Origin of the sequence: Streptomyces lienomycini, from assembly GCF_027947595.1 — a bacterium.
In the GTDB taxonomy this organism is placed as follows: domain Bacteria; phylum Actinomycetota; class Actinomycetes; order Streptomycetales; family Streptomycetaceae; genus Streptomyces; species Streptomyces lienomycini.
Map to the genome: position 1 here is coordinate 3,485,671 of NZ_CP116257.1, position 22,996 is coordinate 3,508,666.

The window sequence follows — 22,996 nt, forward strand, 5'->3', positions numbered from 1 at the left end:
GAAAACGACTGACCTGCGGGTTCGTGGCGAGTGCGGGGCACTTCGCCACCCGGTCCGCGGGAACGCTCACTGGGCGGTGCGCAGATCCGCGCCGCGCCGGGCCAGGTTGAACACCCCCACGACGATCAGCGCCACCCCGACCAGCTGCGGCAGCAGCCACCAGTCGCCGCGTACGTCCTCGCGGTACAGGACCACGCCCAGCAGGAGGCTCACCGTCGCGTCGCCCAGGGTGAGGGCGGGCTGCGAGGCGACGAGCGGACCGCCCTGCATGGCGTGCTCCAGCAGGAGCACGGCGCACACACCGGCCAGGGCGAACCCGTAGGTCTGCCAGGCGGTCAGGAAGCCGACCAGACCGTCGGTGTCCAGGACACGCATGGAGTCCTTCATCAGGCCCGCCGTCAGCGCGTAGCACACGGCCGTGGCGGCGCCGAGGCAACCGGCGCGTGCCTTGCCGACCGGGCGCTTGAAGCCCGCCGCGGCCAGCAGGACGACCAGACCGGCGCAGGCCGCCAGGGCCGGCACCCAGCGGTCCAGGGGCACCTCGGTCCTGCCGCCCTGCGGGGCCGCCGAGGCCAGCGCGACACCGAGCCCCACGACCACGCCGCCCACGGCGAGCCACACCACCTCCGGCAGCCGGTTGCCGGTCAGCAGCGAGGCGAGCAGCAGCGCCAGCGGAAGCTCCAGCACGAACAGGGGCTGGACGAGTGACAGCGGCCCCGTCGCCAGGGCCACCGCCTGCCCCACGCCGGCCACCACGACCGCCAGCATGCCGCCCAGCCACACGGGCCGCCGCAACAGGTCGAGGATCAGCCCCGGACGGAACCCCTGGGTCTGGGGCACACTCAGCGCCGCGCGCCGTTGGAGCACGGTGGCCAGCGCGTTGCTGAACGCGGCGAGGAGTGCGAAGAGCACCGGCAGTACGAAAGCCATCCACCGATACTCACCCGGATTCCCGGCGGCCGCTCGCCGCGCCGGGCCGGGTGCCGGTGTGCTCAGCTGCCGTTCGCGGCCGGAGCCCCGGCCGCGGTGTCCTGCTCCTGCCGGGACGCGGGGGCGTCGGTGGCGGTGTAGTAGACCGAGGTGCCCTGCTTGGTGCGCTGGGCCTGGTTCTTGGCGACGAGCCCTTCGAGGGTGGTGCGCACGACCGTGGTCTTGACGGTGCGTCCGGAGTGGGCCTCGCCCAGCGCCGTGGTGACCTCGGCGGCGGAGCGCGGCTCGCTCTGCCCGGCGAGGTGGCCGCGCACCAGCTCGACCAGGGTGGGCCGGGCGGCGGTCGACGCCGGTGCCTTCTTCGCCACCGTCTTGCCGGCGGCCTTGGCGGGCGACTTGCCGGCCGTCTTCGCGTCCTTGCCGGCGGCGGTCGCGGCGGGCGTCGCGACGGCGGCCTCGGCGGTGGTCCCGGTGGACGTCTTGGTGGCGGTCCCGGTGGCGGTCTTGGCGGAGGTCCTGGGCGCGGCCTTGCGCGCCGGCCCGGCGGCCTTCCCGGCCGCCGGCTTCGACGCCTTCTTGGCGGCAGCCGACCCGGTGGCCGCGGCGCGCTTGGGTGCGGCGGCCTTCCTGTTCCGCGTCCGCCCGCCCGTGGCCGACTCCGCGGGAGCGCCGTCGCGGGGCGCGGGCACGGTGGCCGTCCCGGTCGCGGACTCCGGCGCGGTGGCGGACCCGGGCGGCGGCGCGGTGATGCCGAGCGCCTGCTGCATGTTCACCAGCAGGGCGTGGTCGTGCTGCAGCGCGGCCAGTTGCTGCTGGAGTGCCGTGATCTCCGCGCTGACACGTTCCTGCTCCTTGACGTTGCGCTCCAGGTCGTCGGTCACCTGGACGCTGTACTGCGACGCCAGTTCGGTGGCGGACTGCATCGTGCTCTCGGACATGGGTTGACTCTCCTCGATTCGCGGCCGTGAAGGCTGACTGGCAGCAGCGGTTGACACCCTGCTCGCTGCCGAGTCGGTATACCACGTATGGCCACCGTCATGGTATGTGCCGCCGCAACCCAGTGCGTGTGTTCGGAACACGGACGACCGGTCCTCACCCGCCCTCGGGCACCTCGACGACCTTCCCGTTCTCGTCGACGGTGTGTGTCTGCCAGTAGGTGTCCCACTCGTCGCCGACGTGTTCCGGGACCTTGCCCTCGGGATACCGGGTGTAACCCTTCGGCGGTTCCTCGCCGTTGGGCACACACGCGCTGCCGGTCCCACCAATCGTCATCACCGGGTACTCTCCGCCGCCGCAACTGGCCTCCTCCATGGAACAACCGGTCAGGACGGCGGCGGTGGCGACACAGGCCAGGACGGCACCGCGGACGGATCGTGCGACGCCGCCGGTGCGCCCGGACGGCACGCGGTGAACTCGGTTGATGCCGGACATGATTGGCTCCCTGTGGCTGGCTGGTACGGCAAGCGTCCCCCGGCGGGGGGAAGCACCTCATGAGTACGAGTACTCAATCGGAGGAGTCGTACTACCTGGCACGGGTGGCCAAACGCTCCGCCCTGCGCGCACTCGCCCGCGCCTCCCGCTCGGCCCCGGTCACCGCGGCCGCCGTCTCACGGTCCCGCTCCCCGGCCCCCCGCCGCTCCCCTTCGGCCCGGTCGAGTTCCTCGCGTGCCTCCCGCAGCCGCTCCTCGGCGGCGGTCACCGTCCGGCGGGCCCGGTCGAGTGCGTCGTCGGTGCGCCGGAGTGCCTCCTGCGCGTCCGTCCGTTCCGCCCGCGCGTCCCGCAGCCGCTCCTCGGCACGCCCGGCCTCCCGCTCGGCCCGCGCGAGTTCGTCGCGCCGCCCGCGGCGCCGCTCGGCGAGTTCGTCCTTCCCGGGGTGTCGGGCGTGGCCCGGGAAGGTGCCCTCGGGGCGGCTTCGGCCGGGGCGACGTCCGCCGTGAAGTCCGACGGCGGGGTGAGGGACACCACCAGCCGCGCCCCGGCCCACCGGTCGGCCGCGTCCGGGTCGGCGAGGACCGCGCGCAGCGTCGACTCGACCTCCCGCCGCGCCGCCTGGGACAGCCGCTGCCCGGCCTCGCCGGCGAGTCGCGCGGCCTGCCCGGACAGGACGGAGACGATGTGCCTGCGCTGCGCCGACAGTTCCCTGAGCCCGGCGGCGTCCAGGGTGCGGTGCGCCTCGCGCAGCGCCTGCCCCAACTCCAGGAACCGCCGGGTCTCCTCCGGCCGGGAGCGTGCCAGCAGGTTCGCCGCCCAGGCCGCGAGTGTGGGCCTGCGGGCGGCGTGGATCCGGCGGGCGTCCTCCTTGCGCCCGGCCGTTCTCGCGGCCGCGGCCCGTTCCTCGCGGTGGGAGACGAAGCCGGACGGAGGCATGGCGTAGAGCTCGTCCAGGACCTCCTCGACCGCACCACCGTCCTGGCCGTCCGCCTCCCGGCGACGTCCGCCCTTGCGCCGCATGGTCCTTGCCTCCCTCTCGACCGCGACCGCTCAGGTCCGCCCCGACGCCGGTGCGGCCGCCCCCGCCGCCTCCTCGTCGTCGTAGACGAGCAGGCCGTCGGGCCGCAGCCGTGCGCCCGGGGTGGGGGAGTGGGGCGTCAGCCGGCCGTCGTGCATGAGGTGGTCCGCGGGGGTGTCGCGGGCCAGCACGGCGAAGTCCGCGATGAGGCGCCGGTGGCACCGCCACCACACCGCCTCGCCGCACATGACCGCGGTGCGCTCGCGTCCCGTCTGTTCCAGCAACTCGTCCATGGCGGCGACGAACTCCGGTGAGCGCGTGTGGCCGGCGTACGCCCGGAAGGAGGCGTTGCGCCAGACGACGTCCGGCGAGTCCGGCGAGGGCTTGCGGAACCCGCCCAGGCGTCGCTCCCACCGGTAGGCGAGGCCCTCCTCGGGCATCCACCGGGCCAACCGGTCGCGCAGCAGGTCGGGGTCGCGCCGGCTGCCGGGGGCGGTCCTGACGTCGACCACGGAGGTGACACCGGCGTCGCGCAGCAGTCCGGCCAGCTCGGCGCGGCCCGCGGTGCCGTGCCCGAACGTGACCAGATGAGGTGGGGACATGCGATCCGAGTCCCCCTCGCTGCCTGGGCTCATGCCTCCTGTCTACGGTCGCGCCGGTCGCCCCGCGACCCGAACGGGCCGCGCGGCGCAGGGCACGGTGCCACGCCCGTACCCGTACCCGTACCCGTGCGGTCAGCCGAAGGTGCGCCGGTAGGCGTGCGGGCTGACACCGGTGGTGCGCTTGAAGCGGTCGCGGAAGGCCGTCGGCGAGCCGAAGCCGACCTGGGCGGCGATGCGTTCCACGGAGTGCTGCGTGGTCTCCAGCAGGTGCTGCGCCTGCCGGACCCGGGCCCGGTGGAGCCACTGCAGCGGGGTGCTGCCGGTCTGCTCCCGGAAGCGGCGGATGAGTGTCCGCGTGCTCATCCCCGCGTGGGCGGCGATGTCGGCGAGGGCGAGGTCGCGGGCCAGGTTCTCGCGCAGCCAGGTGAGCAGGGGCTCCAGGGCGGAGCCGCGGGGCACGGGGGTGTGGTCGTGGACGATGAACTGGGCCTGGCCGCCCTCGCGTTCGAGCGGCATGACCGACAGCCGCGCGGCGTGTGCGGCGACCGCCGAGCCGTAGTCGCACCGGATCATGTGCAGGCACAGGTCGAGGCCCGCGGCGGCGCCGGCCGAGGTGAGGAACTGTCCGTTGTCGACGTACAGCACGTCCGGGTCGACCTCGACGTCCGGATGGGCGCGGGCCAGGGCGTCCGCGGCGATCCAGTGAGTGGTGACCCGCAGACCGTCGAGCAGTCCGGTGGCGGCCAGCGGGAAGGTGCCCGAGCAGATGGACGCGATCCGTGTGCCCCGCCCCGCGGCCGTGCGCAGCGCGTCGTGGACGGCCGGGGAGAGCGGGTCGGCGGGGGTGGCCGTACCGGGCACGATGATCGTGTCCGCGTCGCGCAGTCCGTCCAGCCCCCAGGGTGCGCGCAGCGTGAACGCGCCCGCGTCGATCTCGGGGTGTTCGGCGCACACGCGGATCCGGTAGCCGGGGCGGCCGTCCGGGAGCCGGGTGCGGGTGAAGACCTCGATCGGGGTGGACAGGTCGAACGGTACGACCCGATCCAGCGCGAGTACGGCGACGGTGTGCATGGCCGGAAGGAACCTCCTCGCGAGACCGGCGGCTCCGGTCCGGACCACCGCCGCCCCCATTCAACCGCAGGTCGGACGAGGTTCGACCGGGTGGCGTTTTTCCGGCGGAAGCTGTCACTACCGCCACGGTGCGCCGGACCGGTCGCGTGCCCGCACCGCATACCGCGCCGGACGTTTGCCTAATCGAATTAGGGAAATGCATAATCGACGAAGCAACGCGACGCGGTCGGACGCACCACCCCCCGGAGACGACATGCACACCTCGGACGACTGGATCACCACGCCCCTCACCCCGGACCTCCTGCGGGGCGCCCTGGACGTGGAACGCACCGAGCACGGCCTGCTGCCCCACCGGCTGCCGGCCCGGGCCCGCGCGCAGAACACCGACGGACAGCTGGCCATGGCCGAGTCCCAGCCCTCCGGCGTACGCCTGGCCCTGCGCACCCGTGCCACCGCCCTCGAACTGGACACCCTGCCCACCAAGCGGTTCTACGTCGGCGCCCCGCCGCGCCCGGACGGCGTGTACGACCTGCTCGTCGACGGCCGCCCGGCAGGCCGGGGAAGCGTCGCGGGCGGCAACACCCTGACCATCGACATGACCACCGGCGCGACGGGCGTCGAGCCCGGTCCGGTCGGCACCCTCCGCTTCGACGGCCTGCCCGAGGGCGGCAAGGACATCGAGATCTGGCTGCCGCACAACGAGACCACGGAACTCGTCGCCCTGCGCGCCAACGCCCCCGTCGAGCCCGCCCCCGACCCGGGCCGGAGGGTCTGGCTGCACCACGGCAGCTCGATCAGCCACGGCTCCGACGCCGCGAGCCCCACCACCACCTGGCCCGCGCTCGCCGCCTCCCTCGGCGGTGCGGAACTGGTCAACCTGGGCCTGGGCGGCGGCGCCCTGCTCGACCCGTTCACCGCCCGGGCCATGCGCGACACCCCCGCCGACCTGATCAGCGTCAAGATCGGCATCAACGTGGTCAACGCCGACCTCATGCGCCTGCGTGCCTTCGGCCCCGCCGTGCACGGCTTCCTGGACACCGTCCGCGAGGGCCACCCCACCGCCCCGCTGCTGGTCGTCTCGCCGCTCCTGTGCCCCGTCCACGAGGACACCCCCGGCCCTCTCGCCCCCGACTTCACCGGCGGACGCGTGCGGTTCGTCGCCACGGGCGACCCGGCGGAACGCGCGAGCGGGAAACTGACCCTGAACGTCATCCGGGACGAGCTGTCCCGGATCGTGACCCGACGGGCCGCCGACGACGAGAACCTGTACTACCTCGACGGCCGCGAGCTGTACGGCGAGGCCGACGCCGCCGATCTGCCCCTGCCCGACGGCGTCCACCCGGACGCCGCCACCCACCGCCTCATCGGCGAACGCTTCGCCGGGGCGGTCTTCACCGACCGCGGCGCCTTCAGGGGCTGACCGCCCTCGCCCCCCGGCTCTCGTGTCCGGCGGCTCCCGCCCTCACGACCGCGGCGAAACGCCGGGCCACCTTGCGCCAGACCGCCTCGGCCGCGGGCTCGTCGAGTTCCGCACGGCGCAGGAGTTCCGCCGGATCGAATCCTCGGGCGCGCAACCGGTCGGCGTCCCAGCCCCTGACCCGGTCCGCCCCCGCCTCGGGGTGGAACTGCACGCCCCACGCCCGCTCGCCGACCCGGAACGCCTGGTAGGGGCACCGCTCGCTCGACGCCAGCCAGGTGGCGCCGGGCGGCAGCGCGGTGACGGCGTCCACGTGGTGCTCGACCGCCGTCACCCGCTCCGGCAGCCCCGCGAAGAGCGGATCGGCCCCCGCCTCGCCCCTCAGGGTCAACGGGGTGCTGCCGAACTCCGGTTCGCCGTGTTCACCGCGCACCGTGCCGCCCGCGACCCGGGCCAGGAGCTGCCCGCCCAGACAGATCCCGAAGACCGGGTCGCCCCGCTCCACCGCCCCGGCGACCAGCGCCCGGGTGGGCGCCAGCCAGGGAACGCGCGCGTCGTCGTCGGGCAGGTAGCCGCCGCCGAGCACCAGGACGCCGTCGTGCTCCGTACGCCGGGGCAGCGGCTCACCGGCGTACGCGCGCACCACGTCGAGCGACACCCCGTCCGCGACCAGCCAGTCACCGAAGCGGCCCGGCCCACCGCCCCGGTGGTTCTGCACGACCAACAGCCGCGACACTTCGCACTCCTCGCCCGCGCCTCTCAGCGGCGCGACATGTACAGGGACAGAGCCCTGTGCAGCACCTTGTTCAGTGGATAGTCCCACTCGCCGAGGTACTCGACGGCCTCGCCCCCCGCGCCGACCTTGAACCGGAGCAGGCCCAGCAGGTGGTTGTCCTCGTCCAGGGTGTCGGTGATGCCGCGGAAGTCGTAGACGGACGCGCCCAGTTCACGGGCGTCGCACATCATCCGCCACTGCAGGGCGTTGTTGGGCTGCACCTCGCGCCGACGGCTGGTGGACGCGCCGTAGGAGTACCAGACGTGCTCGCCGACCGTCAGCATCGTGGCCGCGGCGAGCACCTCCCCGTCGTGATGGGCGAGGTAGAGGCGCATGCGGTCCGGGTCCTCGGCCGTCAGCGCCTGCCACATGCGCCGGAAGTAGGCGAGGGGGCGCGGCACGAACCGGTCCCGTTCCGCGGTCTCGACGTACAGGTCGTAGAAGACCGGCAGGTCCGCCAGATCGCCGCGGACGACCTTGACGCCGGCCTTCTCGGCCTTCTTGATGTTCCGCCGCCACTGCTGGTTGAAGCCCCGCTGGAGATCCTCCGGCGACCGCCCCGCGAGCGGGACCTGGCACACGTGGCGCGGCTGGCCCGCGGCGAAGCCGTCCTCGCCGCCCGGCTCGGTGCGCCGCCAGCCCATCCGGCGCAGCCGCTCGACGACGTCGTCCGCCCCGGGCTCGCACACCGTGGCCTCCACGTCCCCCAGCCGCCGGGCCCCCGGATCGGCGATGGCCGCCTTGACCGCGTCGGCGCTCCAGCGCCGTGCCACCACCGGCGGCCCCATCCTCGCGGTGAACGCGCCGCGCCCCTTCAGGTGGGCCAGCATCGGCTCCAGCCACCCCTCCAGACCGGCCGCCGTCCAGTCGACGACCGGGCCCTCGGGCAGGTAGGCCAGATACCGCCGCAGTCTCGGAATCGGCCGCAGCAGCACCAGCCCGGCGCCGACCAGTTCCCCGCCCTCGTCGAACCAGCCCAGGCTCTCCGCCCGCCAGTCCGGCTTCACGTCGCCCCACGAGGGGACCTGCAGATGGCTCACGGAAGGCCGGGCCGTGACGAAGCGCAGATGTTCCTCGCGGGTGATCGGCTTCAGGCGACAGCTCATGGGGCGTCCCTCTGTTCGGCTTCGTTCGAAGATCGACGGTTCGGTGGGGGAGACGACCGGGACGCGGTCGGCCCGAGCGGTCTCCCGCACCTCAGAGAACAACGGCGGCGCCCGATCCGCGCGCTGTCGCCCCGTCGCCCACCCGTGTGCTCCGCCCGGCGCGCGCGACCCCGGGCCGGGTGGCAGCGTGGCGGGATGGGGCGGTGCGGGCGGCACGGAGGGAGCGGAGGGCCATGGCACGGGCGATCTGGACGGGTGTGATCACCTTCGGGCTGGTCTCGGTGCCCGTCGGTCTGTTCACGGCCACCGAGGACCACACGGTCCACTTCCACCAGTTGCAGCGCGGCACCTCGGACCGGATCCGCAACCGCAGGGTCAACCAGCGCACCGGCGAGGAGGTCGACGCCGGCGACATCGTCAAGGGCTACGAGGTGGGCGACGGCGAGTACGTCGTGGTGGAACCCGAGGAACTCGACGAGATCGCGCCCGGACGCTCCCGCACCCTCGACATCACCGACTTCGTGGACCTGGACCGGATCGAGCCGGTCTACTTCGGCCGCACCTACTACGTCGCCCCGCGCGGCGAGGAGTACCTCAAGGTCTACGAACTGCTGCGCACCGCCCTCGCCGAGAGCGGCAAGGCCGGGGTCGCCACCTTCGTGATGCGCAACCGGCAGTACCTGACCGCCCTGCGCGCCGAGGACAGGGTCCTGCTGCTCCAGACGCTGCACTGGGCCGACGAGGTCCGCGACCCGGTCGAGGAGCTTCCGGAGCTGCCCTCGGAGCGGGTGGGGCGGGGCAAGGAGCTGGACATGGCGCTGCGTCTCGTCGACGCCCTCAGCGGCGCATGGGAGCCCGACCGCTACCACGACACCTACCAGGAGAAGGTCCGTGAGCTGGTCCGGGCCAAGGCCGAGGGCGAGGAGGTCGCCGTCGCCGAGGAGGCGCCCCGCGCCACCGACGTCGTCGACCTGATGGAGGTCCTGCGCGGCAGCCTGGACCAGGCGAAGGGCACCGGCGGCATGCAGGACGCGTCCCGGAAGAGGGACGCGCCGGGGAAGAAGGACGGGCAGCGGAAGAAGGCCACCGCCCCGTCCCGGCGGAAACCGCCGGGACGGGGCGAGCTGCGGGAGCTGAGCAAGGCCGAGCTCTACCAGCGGGCCACCGAACAGGACGTCGCCGGCCGGTCGAGGATGAGCCGCGAACAGCTCGTCGACGCCCTCAGCGCTTCCCCGGGCCGCCGCAAGAAGCGGACGACCGCGGCCTGAGGGCCGGGACCGCGGCTCAGGTCCTGAGGGCCGGGACCGCGGCTCAGGTCCTGAGGGCCGGGACCGCGGCTCAGGCGGTGCTGAGCATGCCCTGACGCAGGCGGGCGAGCAGCCGCGAGATCAGCCGGGACACGTGCATCTGGGAGACACCGAGACGCTCACCGATGTCCTTCTGGGTGAGTTCCTCGACGAACCGCCAGTGGATGATCTGCCGGTCGCGTTCGTCCAGCTCGGCGATCATCGGGGCCAGGGCGTGGAAGTCGTCCACCAGTGCCAGGGCGGCGTCGTCGGCGCCGATGAAGTCCGCGAGGGCCGACTCGCCGTCCTCGCTGCCGTTGATGGCCGCGTCCAGGGAGGCGGAGTTGTAGCCGTTGGCCGCCAGACGCGCCTCGACCACCTCGTCCTCCGGGAGGCTCATCAGCTCCGACAGCTCCTGGGTGGTGGGGTTGCGGCCCAGCCGGCTGCGCAGCTCCTCGGTGGCGCGGGCCAGCTGCACGCGGGCCTCCTGGAGACGCCGGGGCACGTGCACGGCCCACGAGGTGTCGCGGAAGAACCGCTTGATCTCACCGACGATGTACGGCACCGCGAAGGAGGTGAACTCGACCTCGCGGGTCAGCTCGAACCGGTCGATGGCCTTGATCAGGCCGATCATACCGACCTGGACGATGTCCTCCATCTCCTCCGGCCCGCGGCTGCGGAACCGGCCGGCCGCGAAGCGCACCAGGGACATGTTCATCTCGATCAGCGTGTTGCGCGCGTACTGGTGCTCGGGCGTGCCCTCCTCCAGCACCGTCAGCTGCTCGAAGAACAGCTTCGACAACTCCCGCGCGTCCTTGGGCGCAACCTTGGACGGGTCCGCGATCTCCGGCATGTCCGTGGTGGTGTGCTCAGTGGTCCGTGCGGTCGTCGTCGTCATGATGTGCCCCTCCAGTAAATCGGTCGTCGTTGTCACCTTGTCGGCCGACGACCGGTCGCCTACCCGGGGTCAGTCCCCGCACACCTACCGGAGCGTGACGGGTTCGACGCATGCCTCCGACGCCGCCTCACATGTCCAGATAAAAGCGGACAGTGGTGCCGTCGATCGCCGTGTGAATCCGCACCAGATCGGCGACGTAGTGGACGAGAAGGAGTCCGCGGCCGCCGATCTGCCCGCGCTCCGGGGGCCGCCGGCCGGCGAGCGGATCGGCCAGCCGCCCCCCGTCGCGTACCTCGCACACCAGTTGTCCCGCCTCCGCCCACAGCGCCAGCGTTCCGTGGCCGCCGCCGTGGACCACGCTGTTGGTGGTCAGCTCGGCCACCGCCAGCTCCGCGTCCTGCAGGCGCCGCCCGGCCAGCCCGAGCGAGGCCGCCCGGTCGACCGCGAAGCGGCGTGCCGCGGGCAGCTCGGCGGCCCCGAAGGCGAGGACCCCGGCGTCGCTGACGGGCCCGAGCGGCTCGTTGTAGCGGTCGACGACCGCACGCCAGTCGTACGCCTCGCTGGCCCGCTCCCGCCCGTCGGCGACGACCGTCGGATGGGTGACCAGGGCGTCGGCCAGGACGTCCGCGGCCAGCCGGGACTCGTCGTACGGGCACAGGATCGTCGCGGAACGCCCCGCGAACGCCGCGTTGATCAACGCCTCGTGCTGCGCGCACGCCGGATACTCCGTGGCGCTGCGCCCGGCCCAGACCGGTTCGCCGACGATCCGCACCCGTACGTGCGCGTGCGCGTCCGCGAAGGCCCGCAGCACGCCCGGGATGATCCGCCCCGGATTGCGCCCGGCCTCGGTCATGTCGAGGAAGGTCACGTCCCGTCCGTCCGTGCCGAGCCCCGCCCTGACCAGCTCCAGGTTGGGGCCGGGCACCGCCACCGCCACCGGCTCGCCAGCGGCAAGCCCCTCCCGTACGAAGGCGGTCGTCCGGTCGGTGTACTCGCGTCGCGAGCGGTAGAACAGCGCGGGGTGGGCGAAGGTCCCTTCGGTGGTCGCCGTGCTCATCGTGGCGCCACCTCGATCCGCCGCAGGGACGGCCAGAACAGGTCCAGCACCCGCGGCAGTTGCGGCGGCGGCCGCTCCACGACGACCCGGCCGCCGGGCAGGTTCATGGCGGTGACGGCCAGCGCCGCCACCCCGGCCACGTCGACGAACCGCACGCCGGACAGCTCTACGTACGACACGTCCGTGTGCCGCCTGGACAGTTCGGTCAGCGCGTTCTCCCACGACAGCCGGGTGCTCACGCCGATCTCCCCGCTGGCGCGGATGCCGGGGCGGCCGGACAACGGGACCACGTCCAGCACACCACCGCTCCCCGTACGGGCCGGGCCCCCCGCGGCTCCTGCGTGATCCACACTCGATCCCCTTCGGAACTCCCACCGGGCACCCGACCACCGTCCGGGCGCCTCTTCCGGCCAGGCAGCCTATCCCGACGGGCACGCGGGAGGCCGCCGAGGGGACAAACAGGCGACAGCCGGACGAAGTGGGGAACTAGACAGGGAGCGCGTCCTCGGAAGGGAAGACTGGCCATGTTTGAAGCCGAAAACATTCGTGACTGGCGCGGCCTCGACGTCGTGGACTACGACGGCCGCAAGATCGGGACCCTGGAGTCCCTCTACTTCGACACCGCCACCGACCGGCCCGCGTTCGCCACGGTCACGATCGGTCTGCCGACCCGCCGGCGGCTCGTCTTCGTCCCGGTGGACAAGGCCACCGTGGGGCCGTCGTACCTGAAGGTGACCTACGACAAGTCCCTGGTCAAGGACGCCCCCGGGATCGACCCGGACGGCGAGCTGGCCGCCGAGGACGAGGGCGCGGTCTTCGCCCACTACCACCTGCCCTACCAGCCGGGCAGCCGCGGCGAACGCCGACTCGGCCGGCGCTGACACGTCCGGGGGCGCCCCGGCCCCACGGCCGCGGCGCCCCCGGGGCGGCCCGCTACGCGAGTTCGGCGCCGCGTGCCGCCGCCTCCGACTCGGACGTCGCGCTGCCCGTCGCCAGGGTGCCTCCGGCGCTCTCCAGATGGGCCCGCACGAACCACTGGAACTGCTCCAGGTCCCTGAGCTGGCCGATCAGCAGGTCCTCCGTCGCCGTGTCGATCTTGCCGGCCTCCTCGACCGCCGCGCGCATGCCCTCGACCACGCCGGTGTACACCACGTCGAGCGCACCGAGGTGCGCGATGGCGTCGGCCCGGCCGATGGAGTAGTCGTCCCACTTCCGCTCGGACACCAGCGCGCCCGGCGTTCCCTGGGCCACCCCGCCGAGCGCGGCGATGCGCTCCGCGACGTCGTCGGCCATGTCACGCACCTGGTCGACCTGGGGGTCGATCATCTCGTGGACCGCGATGAAGTGCGGGCCGACGACGTTCCAGTGCACGTGCTTGAGGGTCAGGTGAAGGTCGTTGAGGGCGTGCAGGCGCAGCCGCAGCACACCGATCAGCCGTCCGGCGGCCTCGCGCTCGATGCCGGGGACCGTGTACTTCGGGGTCAGGTCGTGCGTCATGGCGGACCTCAGCTCCTCAATGCGTTTCGTACGTCGTTGCTCGTGCACGAATGCCCCGTATCGGCCGTGGCAGACATGCCCGGGCGGCGCCGGGATCAGGACGGCGGGGCGGGCAGCGGCATCGCGTCGAGCGCGCGCGCCGCGTGCACGAGGTTGGAGGCCATGGCCCGGCCGGTGGAGACCGACCAGTCGTGGCCCCGCTCGTCGTCGAGGAAGTCGGGACCGGGACCCGGGCCGAGGTGCCAGTACGTCCATGCCTGGCCGGGAATGGTGTAGCCGATGTCCGCGAGGCCGCCGCTGATCTCGCTGATGACGTGGTGGGCGCCGTCCTCGTTGCCGGTGACCAGGACACCGGCGACGCGGTTGTAGGCGATCGGGCGGTTCTCGTCGTCGGTCTCGCCGAGCATGGCGTCCATGCGTTCGAGGACCCGCTGGGCGACGGAGGAGGGGCGGCCGAGCCACGTCGGCGACGCGACGACCAGGATCTGCGAGGCCAGCAGCTTCTCGTGCACGTCCGGCCAGTCGTCCCCGTCGCCCATGTCGGTCTCGACCCCCGGTTTCAGGTTCAGGTCGACGGCCCGTACGACGTCCACCTCCGCCCCGTGACCCTTGAGCGCGGCGATGACCGTGGCGGCCAGCGCCTCGGTGTTCGACGGCTGGGGGGAGGGCTTGAGGGTGCAGTTGATCACGAGTGCGCGCATGCCTACCCCTGTTCCCCGGCCGGCCCGGCGCTATCGTCGGCCGTATGGCTGACGAGTGCTTCCGGCATCCGCGGCTCGCCGCGCTCCACGACGTGCTCGACAGCGACCGCGGCGACCTCGGCCCGTATCTGCGCATGGCCGACGGGTTCGGCGCCCGCAGCGTGCTGGACATCGGCTGCGGAACCGGGGTGTTCGCCCTGCTGCTGGCCGGCCGCGGGGTGGAGGTCGTCGGCGTCGACCCGGCCGGGGCCAGTCTCGACGTGGCCCGGGGCAGGACGGGCGCCGACCGGGTGCGCTGGATCGAGGGCGACGCCACCTCGCTGCCCCCGCTGCGGGTCGACCTGGCGACCATGACGGCGAACGTCGCCCAGGCCGTCACCGACCGGGCCGCGTGGCAGGGGACACTGCGCGGCGCCCACCAGGCCCTGCGGCCCGGCGGACACCTGGTGTTCGAGACACGGGACCCGGCCCGCCGGGCGTGGGAGGAGTGGACCCGCGAGCACACCTACCGGGTGACGGAGGTCCCCGGCACGGGCACCGTCGAGAGCTGGTGCCGGCTGCTCGACGTGAGCGGTCCGCTGGTCACCTTCCGGTGGACCTACGTCTTCGGCGCGGACGGCGAGACCCTGACCTCCGACTCGACGCTGCGCTTTCGCGAGCGGGAGGAGGTGGCGGCGGACCTGGTCGAGCAGGGCTACGCGGTACGGGAGGTGCGCGGGGCCCCGGACCGCGAGGGCCGCGAGTTCGTCTTCGTGGCGCGGCGCCCGGAGACCGACGGACCCTGACGGCCCCCGCACCGGAGGAGAACCGCGGAAACCGGCAACCAACACCGCCCCCACACTGCCCGGACGCCCCCGGGACGCGACGCCCCGCGAGCGGCCATCCTCGCCGTATGGCCCGTTTCCGGCACACCGTGACCCTCGCCCCCGTCCCCCGCCGCTGGTTCGAGTCGTGCGTCGCCGCGCTGTACGACCTGGCGGACGGCACCGACGTCGAGGAGGCGCGGCTGCGGCTGCCCGACGGACGTCCGCTGCCCGGCCTGGTGCTGGCCGAGGGGCGGCACCTGCGGCCGGGCGCGCGGTACCGGCCCGTGAACGGAAGGAGGGGGCACGAGGAACCGGACCCCGACCAGTGCCTCACCGTGCTCACCTGGGACCGCCGCGGGGAGACGGCACTGGAGGTCGCGACCCTCGACGACGCACCGGACCGCCCCCTCCGGCTGGTCTGCGCCCTCGGGCTCACGAGCGCCGCACGTCCGCGCGAGGCATGGCTGAGGGCGACGCTGCGGTCCGGCGGCGGCAAGCGGGCGAAGTACCTCGAAGGCTTTGGACGCCTGCGCCTCGACCTCGGCCGGTGGTGGCCGCAGGCGGCGGGCCACGCACGCCGCCCCTCCCGCGCACCGCTGAACGGAACCCTGACCCACGCCCTCGCCCGCGTCACCGTGACCGTCGTACCGCACCCCGCCCCGGACGGAGGCTGGCGGGTGACGGTGCGGGCCCGGGTCAGCGGCCGCTCCTTCGCCCGCCCCCTCGTGCCCGTCGCGACGGCCGTCCTGGGGCGCCGCGCCCGGCGGGCCTTCGCCGAGGCCCTGGACCGCGCCGCGGCGTCCTGGAACGCCCAGGTCCCCGCACTGGCCGGCACAGACGCGGAACGCTGGTGCGCCGAACTGACCGACGCGCTGCTCAGCCAGTGAGACGGGCGTCCGCCACCCCCTGGGCGGGCGCCCCTCCCGGCTAGGGTTCCGTGGATGAACCCCACCACCGTGCGCGGCGCCACGCTCGACTACGACGACGTCGGCCCCGACACCGGGCTACCGGTCCTCCTGATCCACGGTCACCCCTTCAACCGCACCCTGTGGGCACCCCAGACCGCGGCACTGACGGCGGCCGGCCACCGGGTCGTCGCCCCCGACCTGCGCGGTTACGGCCGCAGCAGCGTCACCACGGGCAAGGTGCTGCTCGCCGACTTCGCCGACGACCTCGCCGGGCTCCTCGACCACCTCGGGATCGAGGACGCGGTGGTCGGCGGCGTCTCCATGGGCGGGCAGATCGCCATGGAGCTCCAGCTCCGCCACCCGGACCGGGTACGGGCACTCGTCCTGTCCGACACCTCCGCGCCCGCCGAGACCCCCGAGGGCAAGGAGTTCCGCAACCGGCTCGCCGACAGGCTCCTGGCCGAGGGCATGGACGGCTACGCGCACGAGGTCATCGACAAGATGCTGGCCGCCTACAACGTCACCGGAATGCCGGACGTGGCCAACCGCGTCCTGGAGATGATGTGCGCCACCGACCCCCGCGGCGCCGCGGCGGCGCTGCGCGGACGGGCCGAACGCCCCGACTACCGGGAGGTCCTGGCCTCCGTGACGGCACCCGTCCTGATCGTCGTCGGAGCGGACGACGTCTACACCCCCGTCGCGGAGGCGGAGTCCCTCCACCGCATGGTCCCGCACGCCACCCTGACCGTCGTCGAGGGGGCCGGCCACCTCCCCGGCGCCGAGCGGCCCGACCGGTTCAACGCCGCTCTGCTGGAGTTCCTCGCCCCACTGGTGTGACGCGGCGGCGCGTACAGGGCGCACATGGGAAACGAGTGAGCCCTGTACGCGCCCCCTGCGCGGTACGGACAATCCCAGTGGCCGTGATCACGCGGCGGGAGGCGCGGCGCCGTCCGACCGCCGCCTTCCGGGAAGCAGGTCGATCGTCATGCTGCTGCGTCTGCCCACCTCCGTGTCCGAAGCACAGGCGTGCGTGGCGGAGGGGGCGGTGCCCATCGGCGGGGCCACCCTGGTGTGGGCCACCTGGCAACGCGACGGCTTCCCCGAACTGGCCATGTCGCTGCGCGACCTGCCGGAGGCCACCGCCGTCGAACCCGAGGCGCTGGGCGCGGCCGTGGTGCTGCACGCGATAGACGACCGGGTACCGCGGGTGCTGCGCCGGGCGGCCGGCTCGGTGGGCACCGGAGCCGTACGCCGGACGGCCACGGTCGGCGGCAACCTCGTCGGCAGCAGCCTGCGCTGCCTGCTGCCCGCGGCCCTCGTACTGGACGCCCGCGCCACCGTGCTGGCCCAGGACCGGACCTACGAGACCGATCTCGCGGAGGTGGTGGCGAAGCGTCACCTGCTGCTCGGTCTGCGCTGGCGCACCCCCCTGGCCAGCGGTTACCGCAAGCAGCCCGCCGAGGCCGGCGGACCCCCGCCCCTGGTCGTCGCCACCGCCGTGCACGCCGACGGGGAAGGCGGTCGCAGGCTGCGGATCGCCGTCCGCGACGGCTACGAGGTGCTCAGCGAGACCACCGGGTGCGACGCGGGTACCGAGGAGGCCCTCGCCGCCCTGGAACGGACGGACCTCGCCGCGCTGCCGCCCGGAGCCCGGGGGGTGGTGCGCGATCAGGTCGCGGACCTGCTGGGGCCCCTCGCCGGCCGCTGACTCCGCGGCCGGCGCCCCACCCGGTGCGCGTCAGCCGTTGGCCAGGGCCTTGACGCGGTCCAGCGCCCCGTTGAACTTGTCGTGGTCCCCGACGGTCGGCCCGGACGAGGTGTACTGCCACATCGTGTGGAAGTCCCAGCCCGCCGGGAGAGCCCCCGGGGTCGACGCGTACCGGGCGATCCACAGCGGGTTGTTCGCGCCGAACCCGCTGTAGTTCCCGGTGCACTGCGTCCACCAGTTGGTGGAGGTGTAGACGGCGGCGTGACGGCCGGTGCGCTGCTTGTACCGGTCCAGGAAGGCCCGGATCCAGCTCACCATCTGACTGTGCGTCCGCCCGTAACAGGTCGCGCCGTACGGGTTGTACTCGATGTCGAGGACGCCCGGCAGCGTCCGTCCGTCCTTGGACCAGGCACCGCCGTGGTCGACGAAGTAGTCGGCCTGGGCGGCTCCGCCGGCGGTGTCCGGGGTCGCGAAGTGGTACGCGCCGCGGATCATGCCCGCGTCGTACGAGCCGCCGTACTGCTGGGCGAAGTACGGGTTCCGGTAGGAGGTCCCCTCGGTGGCCTTCACATAGGCCCACTTCACCCCGCTCTTCCAGAGGGTGGACCAGGCGACGTTGCCCTGGTGGCTGGAGACGTCCACGCCCTCGGTCTGGGCGGCCCGGGTGCCGACGGGCCGGCCCTGGACCCCCTCGTGGGCGAGTACGCCCGTGCCCATGTGGGCCGAGCCGCGGGCGGGCGTCCGGGTGTCGTCGGCCGGGGCGGAGGCCGAGGCCGGGACCGCGGACAGGGTCAGCAGGAGTGACTGGGCGGCGAGGATGACGCCTGAGGTGAGCAGGCGTGAGTGGCGTGATGCCACGGCTATGGGTCTGCGCATGGCACCCATCCGATCCGGTGTCACGCCCCACCGCATCCCACAGTCGCCCAGACGGTGTCGCCGGGCACCCGACCGGGCGGACCGGCGCCGGACAGCAGACCGGCTAGGACGCGTGCCCCGGGCGCTCGCTCAGGAACACCCGGCTCATGTGGAACGCCTGTACCACATGGGTCAGTTCGATGGGTGAGATGTCGGGAAAGTTCCCTCCTCGGTGGGGTCTGTGGTCGGTCCGGCCCGTGCGCCGAACACGATGACTAGCATCAGTCGCAAGCCCGCCGGAGCGATCACCACTCAGCCGTGGGGACGGCTCCGGCCCGCGGCCGACCCATGTCGACCGGCCCTTTCCCCGCTCTCAAGGACCCGAGGGACCGCGGAATGTCAGTGTCTGCACCCCCCACCCCGACCCGGACGCAGAAGCCACGCCGCTCCGCCCCGGCCGTCCCCCTGCTCGTGCTGCCGGCGGCCGCCGCGGCCGCGGGCGCCGCCTGGGCGGCGGCTCCGGAGACCGCCCGGAGCTGGACCGCGACCCTCGCCGTCACCTCCTGGCTGTGCGTCGCCGTGTCCGTCGTCCTCGGCTCCCACCTGATCGGACGGGCACGCCGGACCGCGGCCGACCGACGGACGGAGATCAGCACCCTCAAGGCCCGGCTCGCGCAGGACAACGCCGCCCTCGCGCACCTGGTCAACGTCGCCCTGCCGGGCATCGCGCAGCAGGTCCGCGACGGCACCGGCGCGGACGAGGCCGTCGCCAACACCGCCCCCGCGTCCGGACCGCACCTGCGTCAGGTCGCCCAGAGCTTCGCCGTCCTGGTGGAGGACGCCGCCCGGCACGCCACCGACGCCGAGTCCCGACGCAGGCACGCCCTGCGGGAAGCCCGCCGGGGCACGGCCGAGCTGGAACACCTGACGAGCAGCACCCTGCCCGCCGCCGTGGAGAAACTGCGGGACGGCACCTCGGCGGAGATCGTCCTCGCCGAGTTGGAATGGCCGCAGGGAGCTGGACAGCGCGCCTGCGCCGAGCTGTTCGTCAGGGAGCTGGCCCGCAGCGAACGGCGCACCGCCGCGGCCCAGGCCGCCTCGGCCAAGTCCCTCAGCCGCGTCCAGGCCAAGGCCGTCAGCATGCTCGCCGACCTCAGGGACATGCAGGACCGTCACGGCGAGGAGGTACTCGGCGATCTGCTGCGCCTGGACCACAGCACCTCGCAGCTCGGCCTCATCACCGACCGCCTGGCCCTGCTGATGGGCGGACGCTCCAGCCGCGCCTGGAACAGGCCCATCGTGATGGAGAGCATCCTGCGCGGTGCCGTCGGCCGGATCGCCGCCTACCAGCGGGTCAGGATGCACTGCTCCACCGGCGCCGCGATCTCCGGCTACGCGGCCGAGGGCGTCATGCACCTGCTCGCCGAACTCATGGACAACGCCGCCAACTTCTCGCCCCCCATCGACGAGGTCCACGTCTACGTGGAGGAACGTACCGCCGGAATCGTCATCACCATCGAGGACAGCGGACTGAAGATGGCCGATGCCGCCATGCGCCACGCCGAACAGGCGGTGTCGGGGCGGACGACGGACCTGGCCTCGCTGCAGGGCACGCGCCTCGGCCTCGCCGTGGTCGGCCGGCTGGCCGCCAAGTACGGCGTAGGAGTCAGCTACCGGCCCTCGTCCCGCGGCGGCACGGGCGTCGTCGTCCTGGTGCCCCCGCAGCTCCTCGCCCAGCAGCGGGACCCGGGACCCGCCCCGACCGGCCGCACCTTCGGCGGCGGCACCCCCACCGTCCCCGGCCCCGCCCCCGCCGCGGAAGCCCCTGCGGGCGCACCGCGCGTACCCGACGTCCGGCCGGTGGAGCACACCGGCCTCACCGGGCAGGCCCCACCACCCGGCCCTGCGTCCGCCACCCCCGGAGGGCTGCCCGTGCGCTCCCCGGGCCGCACGATGGCCGAGGCCGAGCGGGAACGACGCGGCCACCGTGGGCAGCCCGCCGACCGGACGGCGACGGCCTCCCGCGATGCCGGCGCCAGCTTCGGCGCCTTCCACCGCGGGCGCCGGACCGGGTCGGCCGGCCGGCCGGAGCCCGGACCGCCCGCCCCCGGCTAGACCGCGCCCGCGCCCTGCCGCGCCCCAGCACACGGCGGGTGTCGGCGTCCCCCACTGCTCGTGTCGCTCGTGAGATTGGAGGAACGGGCCGGTGACCGCGGAAGCGGAAACACCGTCCCCGCACCCATCATGCAGACCACCGACAACAGCCTCACCTGGCTCCTGCAGAACCTCCTGGACCGCACCCCCGGCACCCGCCACGCCCTCGTGCTGTCCCGCGACGGCCTCAAGCTCTGCTGGACCGAACACCTCACCCTGGACCGGGCCGACCAGCTCGCCGCGATCTGCTCGGGCATCCAGGCCCTCGCCCAGGGCGCCTCCGTCGAGTTCGGCAACGGGACCGGCGGCGTCAGGCACTCCATGACCGAGTTCCACGGCGGGCTGCTGTTCATCGTGGAGGCGGGTGAGGGAGCGCACCTGGCCGTCGTGGCCGTGGAGGACGCCGATCCCGGCGTGGTCGGCCACCAGATGACCGAGATGGTCGAGCAGATCGGTGAGCACCTGCGGGCCGAACCGCGCCACGCCGTCCCCGGGAGCGGTCCGTCGTGACACGCAGGCCCGTGGACACCGGCGCACCCGACCGGCTCTACACGGTCACGGGCGGACGCAGCCGCGCCGACGACTCGTTCGACCTCGTCACCCTGGTGGTCGCCGAGTGCGCGCCGTCGGCCGGCATGCAGTCGGAACACGTCCGCATCCTCGACCTGTGCCGGCACCCCACGGCCGTGGTGGAACTCGCCGCCGAACTGGCGCTGCCGATCACGGTGGTCCGCATCCTGCTCGGCGACCTGCTCGCCACCGGAACCATCACCGCCCGCCACCCGCGCCTGGGCCGGACCGCCGCGTCGCACCCCGATACCGCCCTACTCCAGGAGGTGCTCCATGGGCTCCGCAACCTCTGACCCGACGACCTCCCCGACCCCCGCGACCACCGAGGCCCGCGCCACCACCGAGGCCTCCGGTCGCACACCCCTCACCCACGCCGCGGAGACCGGGCTGAAGATCGTCGTCGTGGGCGGCTTCGGCGTCGGCAAGACCACCCTGGTCCGCTCCGTCAGCGAGATCCGGCCGCTCAACACCGAGGAGGTCATGACCCAGGCGGGGGTCGGCGTCGACGACACCGGCTCGGTCACCACGAAGACCACCACGACCGTGGCCTTCGACTTCGGCCGGATCAGCCTCAACGACCGCATGGTCCTGTACCTGTTCGGCGCACCGGGTCAGGAGCGCTTCTGGTTCCTGTGGGACCGGCTGTTCTCCGGCACCCTCGGCGCGGTCGTCCTCGTCGACACCCGCCGGATGGACGACTCCTGGTACGCGATAGACCGGCTGGAACACCACCGGACCCCGTTCGTGGTGGCCGTGAACCGCTTCGACGACGACACCGCCCGGCACTCCCTGGACGAGATCCGACTGGCCCTCGCCCTGCCCGACCACGTGCCGCTGATCGACTGCGACGCGCGGGTGCGGACGTCGGGCAAGCACGTGCTGGTCACCCTCGTGGACCACCTCTACCAACTGGCCCTGGCCCAGGAGAGCCCCTCGTGACCGACCTCGACCCCTCGCCCCGCCCCGCCGCCGCGCCCGGCTGCCCCGCGCACCCGGACGCCGTACGGCTGGCCGGACTGGAGTACCAGCAGACACCGTCGGAGCTGTACCGGGGTCTGCGCGCGGAACACGGCGCCGTCGCGCCCGTGCTCCTCGACGGCGGCATCCCCGCCTGGCTGGTCCTCGGCTACCCCGAGGTCAGCTATGTGACCAGCCACGACGAGCTGTTCGCCCGCGACTCCCGCCGCTGGAACCAGTGGGGCGCCATCCCGGCGGACTGGCCCCTCCTGCCGTACGTCGGACACCAGCCGTCGGTCCTGTTCACCGAGGGCGAGGAGCACCGGCGGCGGGCCGGCGTCATCACCCAGGCGCTGGGCGGCATCGACCAGTTCGAACTGGCCCGGGACTGCCGGCACCTCGCCGACCGGCTCATCGCCGCCTTCGCGGGCAGCGGCCGGGCCGAACTGATGAGCGGCTACGCGCACCCCTTGCCGATGATCGCCGCCGTACGCATGTGCGGGATGCCGCACAGCGGCGCGGAGACCAGGGAACTCGTCGAGGACCTGCGCATCTCCCTGGACGCCGCCGAGGGGGACGACCCGGTCGCCGCCTACACGCGCGTGGGCGAGCGCATCCACCGACTGGTCCGTCACAAGCGCGAACGCCCCGGGCCCGACGTCACCTCCCGGATGCTCACCCATCCGGCGGGACTGACCGACGAGGAGATCGTCCAGGACCTGATCTCCGTCATCGCCGCGGCCCAGCAGCCCACCGCCAACTGGATCGGCAACACGCTGCGGCTGCTGCTCACCGACGAGCGCTTCGCCCTCAACGTCTCCGGCGGCCGCCTCAGCGTGGGGGAGGCGCTCAACGAGGTGCTGTGGCTGGACACCCCCACGCAGAACTTCATCGGCCGCTGGGCCGTGGGCGACACCCAGCTGGGCGGCCGGCAGATCCGGGCCGGCGACTGCCTCGTCCTCGGCCTCGCCGCGGCCAACACCGACCCGCAGCTGTGGCCCGAGGCACACGTCGGCGCCGAGAACTCCGCGCACCTGTCCTTCAGCAACGGCGAACACCGGTGCCCCTACCCGGCGCCCCTGCTCGCCGACGTCATCGCCCGCACCGCGGTCGAGACCCTGCTCGAACGCCTCCCCGACCTCGTCCTCGCGGTCGAGCCGGGGGAGTTGACGTGGCGTCCGTCGATCTGGATGCGCGGCCTGACGGCCCTGCCCGCCCTCTTCACGCCCGTCGTGGCCTGACGCGCGGC

25 protein-coding genes and 1 pseudogene are annotated in these 22,996 nt (G+C 73.5%); 12 read left to right on the plus strand and 14 right to left on the minus strand.

Annotated features, from left to right (window positions below; all coding sequences use genetic code 11):
* Positions 1–66: 66 nt before the first annotated feature.
* The 6 genes and pseudogenes from BJ961_RS15790 to BJ961_RS15815 all read right to left on the minus strand — a co-directional run bounded on the left by BJ961_RS15790 (position 67) and on the right by BJ961_RS15815 (position 5,052).
* Positions 67–930, minus strand: coding sequence for a DMT family transporter (locus BJ961_RS15790; RefSeq protein WP_271413463.1), 864 nt, complete (start codon positions 928–930; stop codon positions 67–69).
* Between the two features lie 62 nt (positions 931–992).
* Positions 993–1,868, minus strand: coding sequence for a hypothetical protein (locus BJ961_RS15795; protein WP_271413464.1), 876 nt, complete (start codon positions 1,866–1,868; stop codon positions 993–995).
* A 154-nt stretch (positions 1,869–2,022) separates the two neighbouring features.
* Positions 2,023–2,361: an SCO0607 family lipoprotein gene (locus BJ961_RS15800; RefSeq protein ID WP_271413465.1), complete on the minus strand. Its 339-nt coding sequence runs from the start codon at positions 2,359–2,361 to the stop codon at positions 2,023–2,025.
* A 91-nt stretch (positions 2,362–2,452) separates the two neighbouring features.
* A pseudogene (locus BJ961_RS15805) lies at positions 2,453–3,381 on the minus strand (hypothetical protein).
* 30 nt (positions 3,382–3,411) lie between these two features.
* A complete protein-coding gene (locus tag BJ961_RS15810) occupies positions 3,412–4,014 on the minus strand; it encodes a DUF488 domain-containing protein (protein ID WP_271413466.1) in 603 nt (200 codons plus the stop codon).
* Between the two features lie 99 nt (positions 4,015–4,113).
* Positions 4,114–5,052: a GlxA family transcriptional regulator gene (locus tag BJ961_RS15815; RefSeq protein ID WP_271413467.1), complete on the minus strand. Its 939-nt coding sequence runs from the start codon at positions 5,050–5,052 to the stop codon at positions 4,114–4,116.
* A gap of 253 nt (positions 5,053–5,305) precedes the next feature.
* Here BJ961_RS15815 and BJ961_RS15820 point away from each other — a divergent pair, with 253 nt between their 5' ends.
* The gene (locus BJ961_RS15820) at positions 5,306–6,472 is read left to right on the plus strand and encodes a GDSL-type esterase/lipase family protein (protein ID WP_271413468.1); all 1,167 of its coding nucleotides are present in this window, start codon (positions 5,306–5,308) and stop codon (positions 6,470–6,472) included.
* Here the strand turns inward: BJ961_RS15820 and BJ961_RS15825 are convergent.
* Together BJ961_RS15825 and BJ961_RS15830 are read right to left on the minus strand one after the other, a co-directional pair.
* The gene (locus tag BJ961_RS15825) at positions 6,462–7,205 is read right to left on the minus strand and encodes a type 1 glutamine amidotransferase (RefSeq protein ID WP_271413469.1); all 744 of its coding nucleotides are present in this window, start codon (positions 7,203–7,205) and stop codon (positions 6,462–6,464) included. The two genes, BJ961_RS15820 and BJ961_RS15825, sit on opposite strands and share 11 nt — an antisense overlap.
* Before the next feature lie 23 nt (positions 7,206–7,228).
* The gene (locus BJ961_RS15830; RefSeq protein WP_271413470.1) at positions 7,229–8,350 is read right to left on the minus strand and encodes a lipid II:glycine glycyltransferase FemX; all 1,122 of its coding nucleotides are present in this window, start codon (positions 8,348–8,350) and stop codon (positions 7,229–7,231) included.
* A gap of 233 nt (positions 8,351–8,583) precedes the next feature.
* Between BJ961_RS15830 and ku the strand changes: the two genes are divergently transcribed.
* A complete protein-coding gene (gene ku / locus BJ961_RS15835; protein WP_271413471.1) occupies positions 8,584–9,618 on the plus strand; it encodes a non-homologous end joining protein Ku in 1,035 nt (344 codons plus the stop codon).
* A gap of 70 nt (positions 9,619–9,688) precedes the next feature.
* Here ku and BJ961_RS15840 read toward each other — a convergent pair whose 3' ends face one another.
* From BJ961_RS15840 to BJ961_RS15850, 3 genes are all read right to left on the minus strand, one after another.
* On the minus strand, positions 9,689–10,534 hold the full coding sequence (locus BJ961_RS15840) for an RNA polymerase sigma factor SigF (RefSeq protein ID WP_271413472.1): 846 nt from the start codon (positions 10,532–10,534) through the stop codon (positions 9,689–9,691).
* A gap of 127 nt (positions 10,535–10,661) precedes the next feature.
* Positions 10,662–11,591, minus strand: coding sequence for an anti-sigma factor RsbA family regulatory protein (locus tag BJ961_RS15845; RefSeq protein WP_271413473.1), 930 nt, complete (start codon positions 11,589–11,591; stop codon positions 10,662–10,664).
* Positions 11,588–11,941 (minus strand): STAS domain-containing protein, encoded by a 354-nt coding sequence (locus BJ961_RS15850; RefSeq protein ID WP_271413474.1) that lies wholly within the window; start codon positions 11,939–11,941, stop codon positions 11,588–11,590. Before BJ961_RS15850 ends, BJ961_RS15845 begins: the two co-directional genes overlap by 4 nt.
* Before the next feature lie 174 nt (positions 11,942–12,115).
* Here BJ961_RS15850 and BJ961_RS15855 point away from each other — a divergent pair, with 174 nt between their 5' ends.
* Positions 12,116–12,472, plus strand: a complete 357-nt coding sequence (locus BJ961_RS15855) for a PRC-barrel domain-containing protein (RefSeq protein ID WP_271413475.1) — start codon at positions 12,116–12,118, stop codon at positions 12,470–12,472.
* A gap of 52 nt (positions 12,473–12,524) precedes the next feature.
* Here the strand turns inward: BJ961_RS15855 and BJ961_RS15860 are convergent, their stop codons facing one another.
* Positions 12,525–13,088, minus strand: coding sequence for a Dps family protein (locus BJ961_RS15860; protein WP_271413476.1), 564 nt, complete (start codon positions 13,086–13,088; stop codon positions 12,525–12,527).
* 95 nt (positions 13,089–13,183) lie between these two features.
* On the minus strand, positions 13,184–13,789 hold the full coding sequence (locus tag BJ961_RS15865) for a flavodoxin family protein (RefSeq protein WP_271413477.1): 606 nt from the start codon (positions 13,787–13,789) through the stop codon (positions 13,184–13,186).
* A gap of 44 nt (positions 13,790–13,833) precedes the next feature.
* Between BJ961_RS15865 and BJ961_RS15870 the strand changes: the two genes are divergently transcribed.
* The 4 genes from BJ961_RS15870 (at position 13,834) to BJ961_RS15885 (ending at position 17,211) form a co-directional block, all read left to right on the plus strand.
* The gene (locus tag BJ961_RS15870; protein ID WP_271413478.1) at positions 13,834–14,574 is read left to right on the plus strand and encodes a class I SAM-dependent methyltransferase; all 741 of its coding nucleotides are present in this window, start codon (positions 13,834–13,836) and stop codon (positions 14,572–14,574) included.
* A 107-nt stretch (positions 14,575–14,681) separates the two neighbouring features.
* Positions 14,682–15,482, plus strand: a complete 801-nt coding sequence (locus BJ961_RS15875) for a hypothetical protein (RefSeq protein WP_271413479.1) — start codon at positions 14,682–14,684, stop codon at positions 15,480–15,482.
* A 54-nt stretch (positions 15,483–15,536) separates the two neighbouring features.
* Positions 15,537–16,340 carry an alpha/beta fold hydrolase gene (locus BJ961_RS15880; protein ID WP_271413480.1) on the plus strand — a complete coding sequence of 268 codons (804 nt, stop codon included), beginning with the start codon at positions 15,537–15,539 and terminating at the stop codon, positions 16,338–16,340.
* 148 nt (positions 16,341–16,488) lie between these two features.
* Positions 16,489–17,211, plus strand: a complete 723-nt coding sequence (locus tag BJ961_RS15885; protein WP_271413481.1) for an FAD binding domain-containing protein — start codon at positions 16,489–16,491, stop codon at positions 17,209–17,211.
* A 30-nt stretch (positions 17,212–17,241) separates the two neighbouring features.
* On the opposite strand, the gene BJ961_RS15890 is transcribed toward BJ961_RS15885, so the two are convergent.
* Complete coding sequence (locus BJ961_RS15890; RefSeq protein WP_271413482.1) at positions 17,242–18,087, minus strand: lysozyme; 846 nt, start codon at positions 18,085–18,087, stop codon at positions 17,242–17,244.
* Positions 18,088–18,462: 375 nt separating this feature from the next.
* On the opposite strand from BJ961_RS15890, the gene BJ961_RS15895 reads away from it, so the two are divergent.
* From BJ961_RS15895 to BJ961_RS15915, 5 genes are all read left to right on the plus strand, one after another.
* Positions 18,463–20,181, plus strand: a complete 1,719-nt coding sequence (locus BJ961_RS15895) for a sensor histidine kinase (RefSeq protein WP_271413483.1) — start codon at positions 18,463–18,465, stop codon at positions 20,179–20,181.
* 129 nt (positions 20,182–20,310) lie between these two features.
* Complete coding sequence (locus BJ961_RS15900; RefSeq protein WP_271413484.1) at positions 20,311–20,730, plus strand: roadblock/LC7 domain-containing protein; 420 nt, start codon at positions 20,311–20,313, stop codon at positions 20,728–20,730.
* Positions 20,727–21,083, plus strand: coding sequence for a DUF742 domain-containing protein (locus BJ961_RS15905; RefSeq protein WP_271413485.1), 357 nt, complete (start codon positions 20,727–20,729; stop codon positions 21,081–21,083). Before BJ961_RS15900 ends, BJ961_RS15905 begins: the two co-directional genes overlap by 4 nt.
* Positions 21,064–21,729, plus strand: a complete 666-nt coding sequence (locus BJ961_RS15910; RefSeq protein ID WP_271413486.1) for a GTP-binding protein — start codon at positions 21,064–21,066, stop codon at positions 21,727–21,729. The genes BJ961_RS15905 and BJ961_RS15910 overlap by 20 nt, the downstream gene beginning before the upstream one ends.
* The gene (locus BJ961_RS15915) at positions 21,726–22,988 is read left to right on the plus strand and encodes a cytochrome P450 (protein WP_271413487.1); all 1,263 of its coding nucleotides are present in this window, start codon (positions 21,726–21,728) and stop codon (positions 22,986–22,988) included. The genes BJ961_RS15910 and BJ961_RS15915 overlap by 4 nt, the downstream gene beginning before the upstream one ends.
* Positions 22,989–22,996 lie beyond the last annotated feature (8 nt).

Bases quoted from the DNA above. Each gene is read 5' to 3' on its own strand.
- BJ961_RS15800 (WP_271413465.1), bottom strand. From the start codon at position 2,361: ATGTCCGGCATCAACCGAGTTCACCGCGTGCCGTCCGGGCGCACCGGC.
- BJ961_RS15820 (WP_271413468.1), top strand. From the start codon at position 5,306: ATGCACACCTCGGACGACTGGATCACCACGCCCCTCACCCCGGACCTC.
- BJ961_RS15790 (WP_271413463.1), bottom strand. From the start codon at position 930: ATGGCTTTCGTACTGCCGGTGCTCTTCGCACTCCTCGCCGCGTTCAGC.
- BJ961_RS15870 (WP_271413478.1), top strand. From the start codon at position 13,834: ATGGCTGACGAGTGCTTCCGGCATCCGCGGCTCGCCGCGCTCCACGAC.
- BJ961_RS15890 (WP_271413482.1), bottom strand. From the start codon at position 18,087: ATGCGCAGACCCATAGCCGTGGCATCACGCCACTCACGCCTGCTCACC.
- BJ961_RS15860 (WP_271413476.1), bottom strand. From the start codon at position 13,088: ATGACGCACGACCTGACCCCGAAGTACACGGTCCCCGGCATCGAGCGC.
- BJ961_RS15900 (WP_271413484.1), top strand. From the start codon at position 20,311: ATGCAGACCACCGACAACAGCCTCACCTGGCTCCTGCAGAACCTCCTG.
- BJ961_RS15810 (WP_271413466.1), bottom strand. From the start codon at position 4,014: ATGAGCCCAGGCAGCGAGGGGGACTCGGATCGCATGTCCCCACCTCAT.
- BJ961_RS15815 (WP_271413467.1), bottom strand. From the start codon at position 5,052: ATGCACACCGTCGCCGTACTCGCGCTGGATCGGGTCGTACCGTTCGAC.
- BJ961_RS15845 (WP_271413473.1), bottom strand. From the start codon at position 11,591: ATGAGCACGGCGACCACCGAAGGGACCTTCGCCCACCCCGCGCTGTTC.
- BJ961_RS15855 (WP_271413475.1), top strand. From the start codon at position 12,116: ATGTTTGAAGCCGAAAACATTCGTGACTGGCGCGGCCTCGACGTCGTG.
- BJ961_RS15910 (WP_271413486.1), top strand. From the start codon at position 21,064: ATGGGCTCCGCAACCTCTGACCCGACGACCTCCCCGACCCCCGCGACC.
- BJ961_RS15895 (WP_271413483.1), top strand. From the start codon at position 18,463: ATGTCAGTGTCTGCACCCCCCACCCCGACCCGGACGCAGAAGCCACGC.
- BJ961_RS15875 (WP_271413479.1), top strand. From the start codon at position 14,682: ATGGCCCGTTTCCGGCACACCGTGACCCTCGCCCCCGTCCCCCGCCGC.
- BJ961_RS15880 (WP_271413480.1), top strand. From the start codon at position 15,537: ATGAACCCCACCACCGTGCGCGGCGCCACGCTCGACTACGACGACGTC.
- BJ961_RS15795 (WP_271413464.1), bottom strand. From the start codon at position 1,868: ATGTCCGAGAGCACGATGCAGTCCGCCACCGAACTGGCGTCGCAGTAC.
- BJ961_RS15840 (WP_271413472.1), bottom strand. From the start codon at position 10,534: ATGACGACGACGACCGCACGGACCACTGAGCACACCACCACGGACATG.
- ku (WP_271413471.1), top strand. From the start codon at position 8,584: ATGGCACGGGCGATCTGGACGGGTGTGATCACCTTCGGGCTGGTCTCG.
- BJ961_RS15885 (WP_271413481.1), top strand. From the start codon at position 16,489: ATGCTGCTGCGTCTGCCCACCTCCGTGTCCGAAGCACAGGCGTGCGTG.
- BJ961_RS15865 (WP_271413477.1), bottom strand. From the start codon at position 13,789: ATGCGCGCACTCGTGATCAACTGCACCCTCAAGCCCTCCCCCCAGCCG.
- BJ961_RS15830 (WP_271413470.1), bottom strand. From the start codon at position 8,350: ATGAGCTGTCGCCTGAAGCCGATCACCCGCGAGGAACATCTGCGCTTC.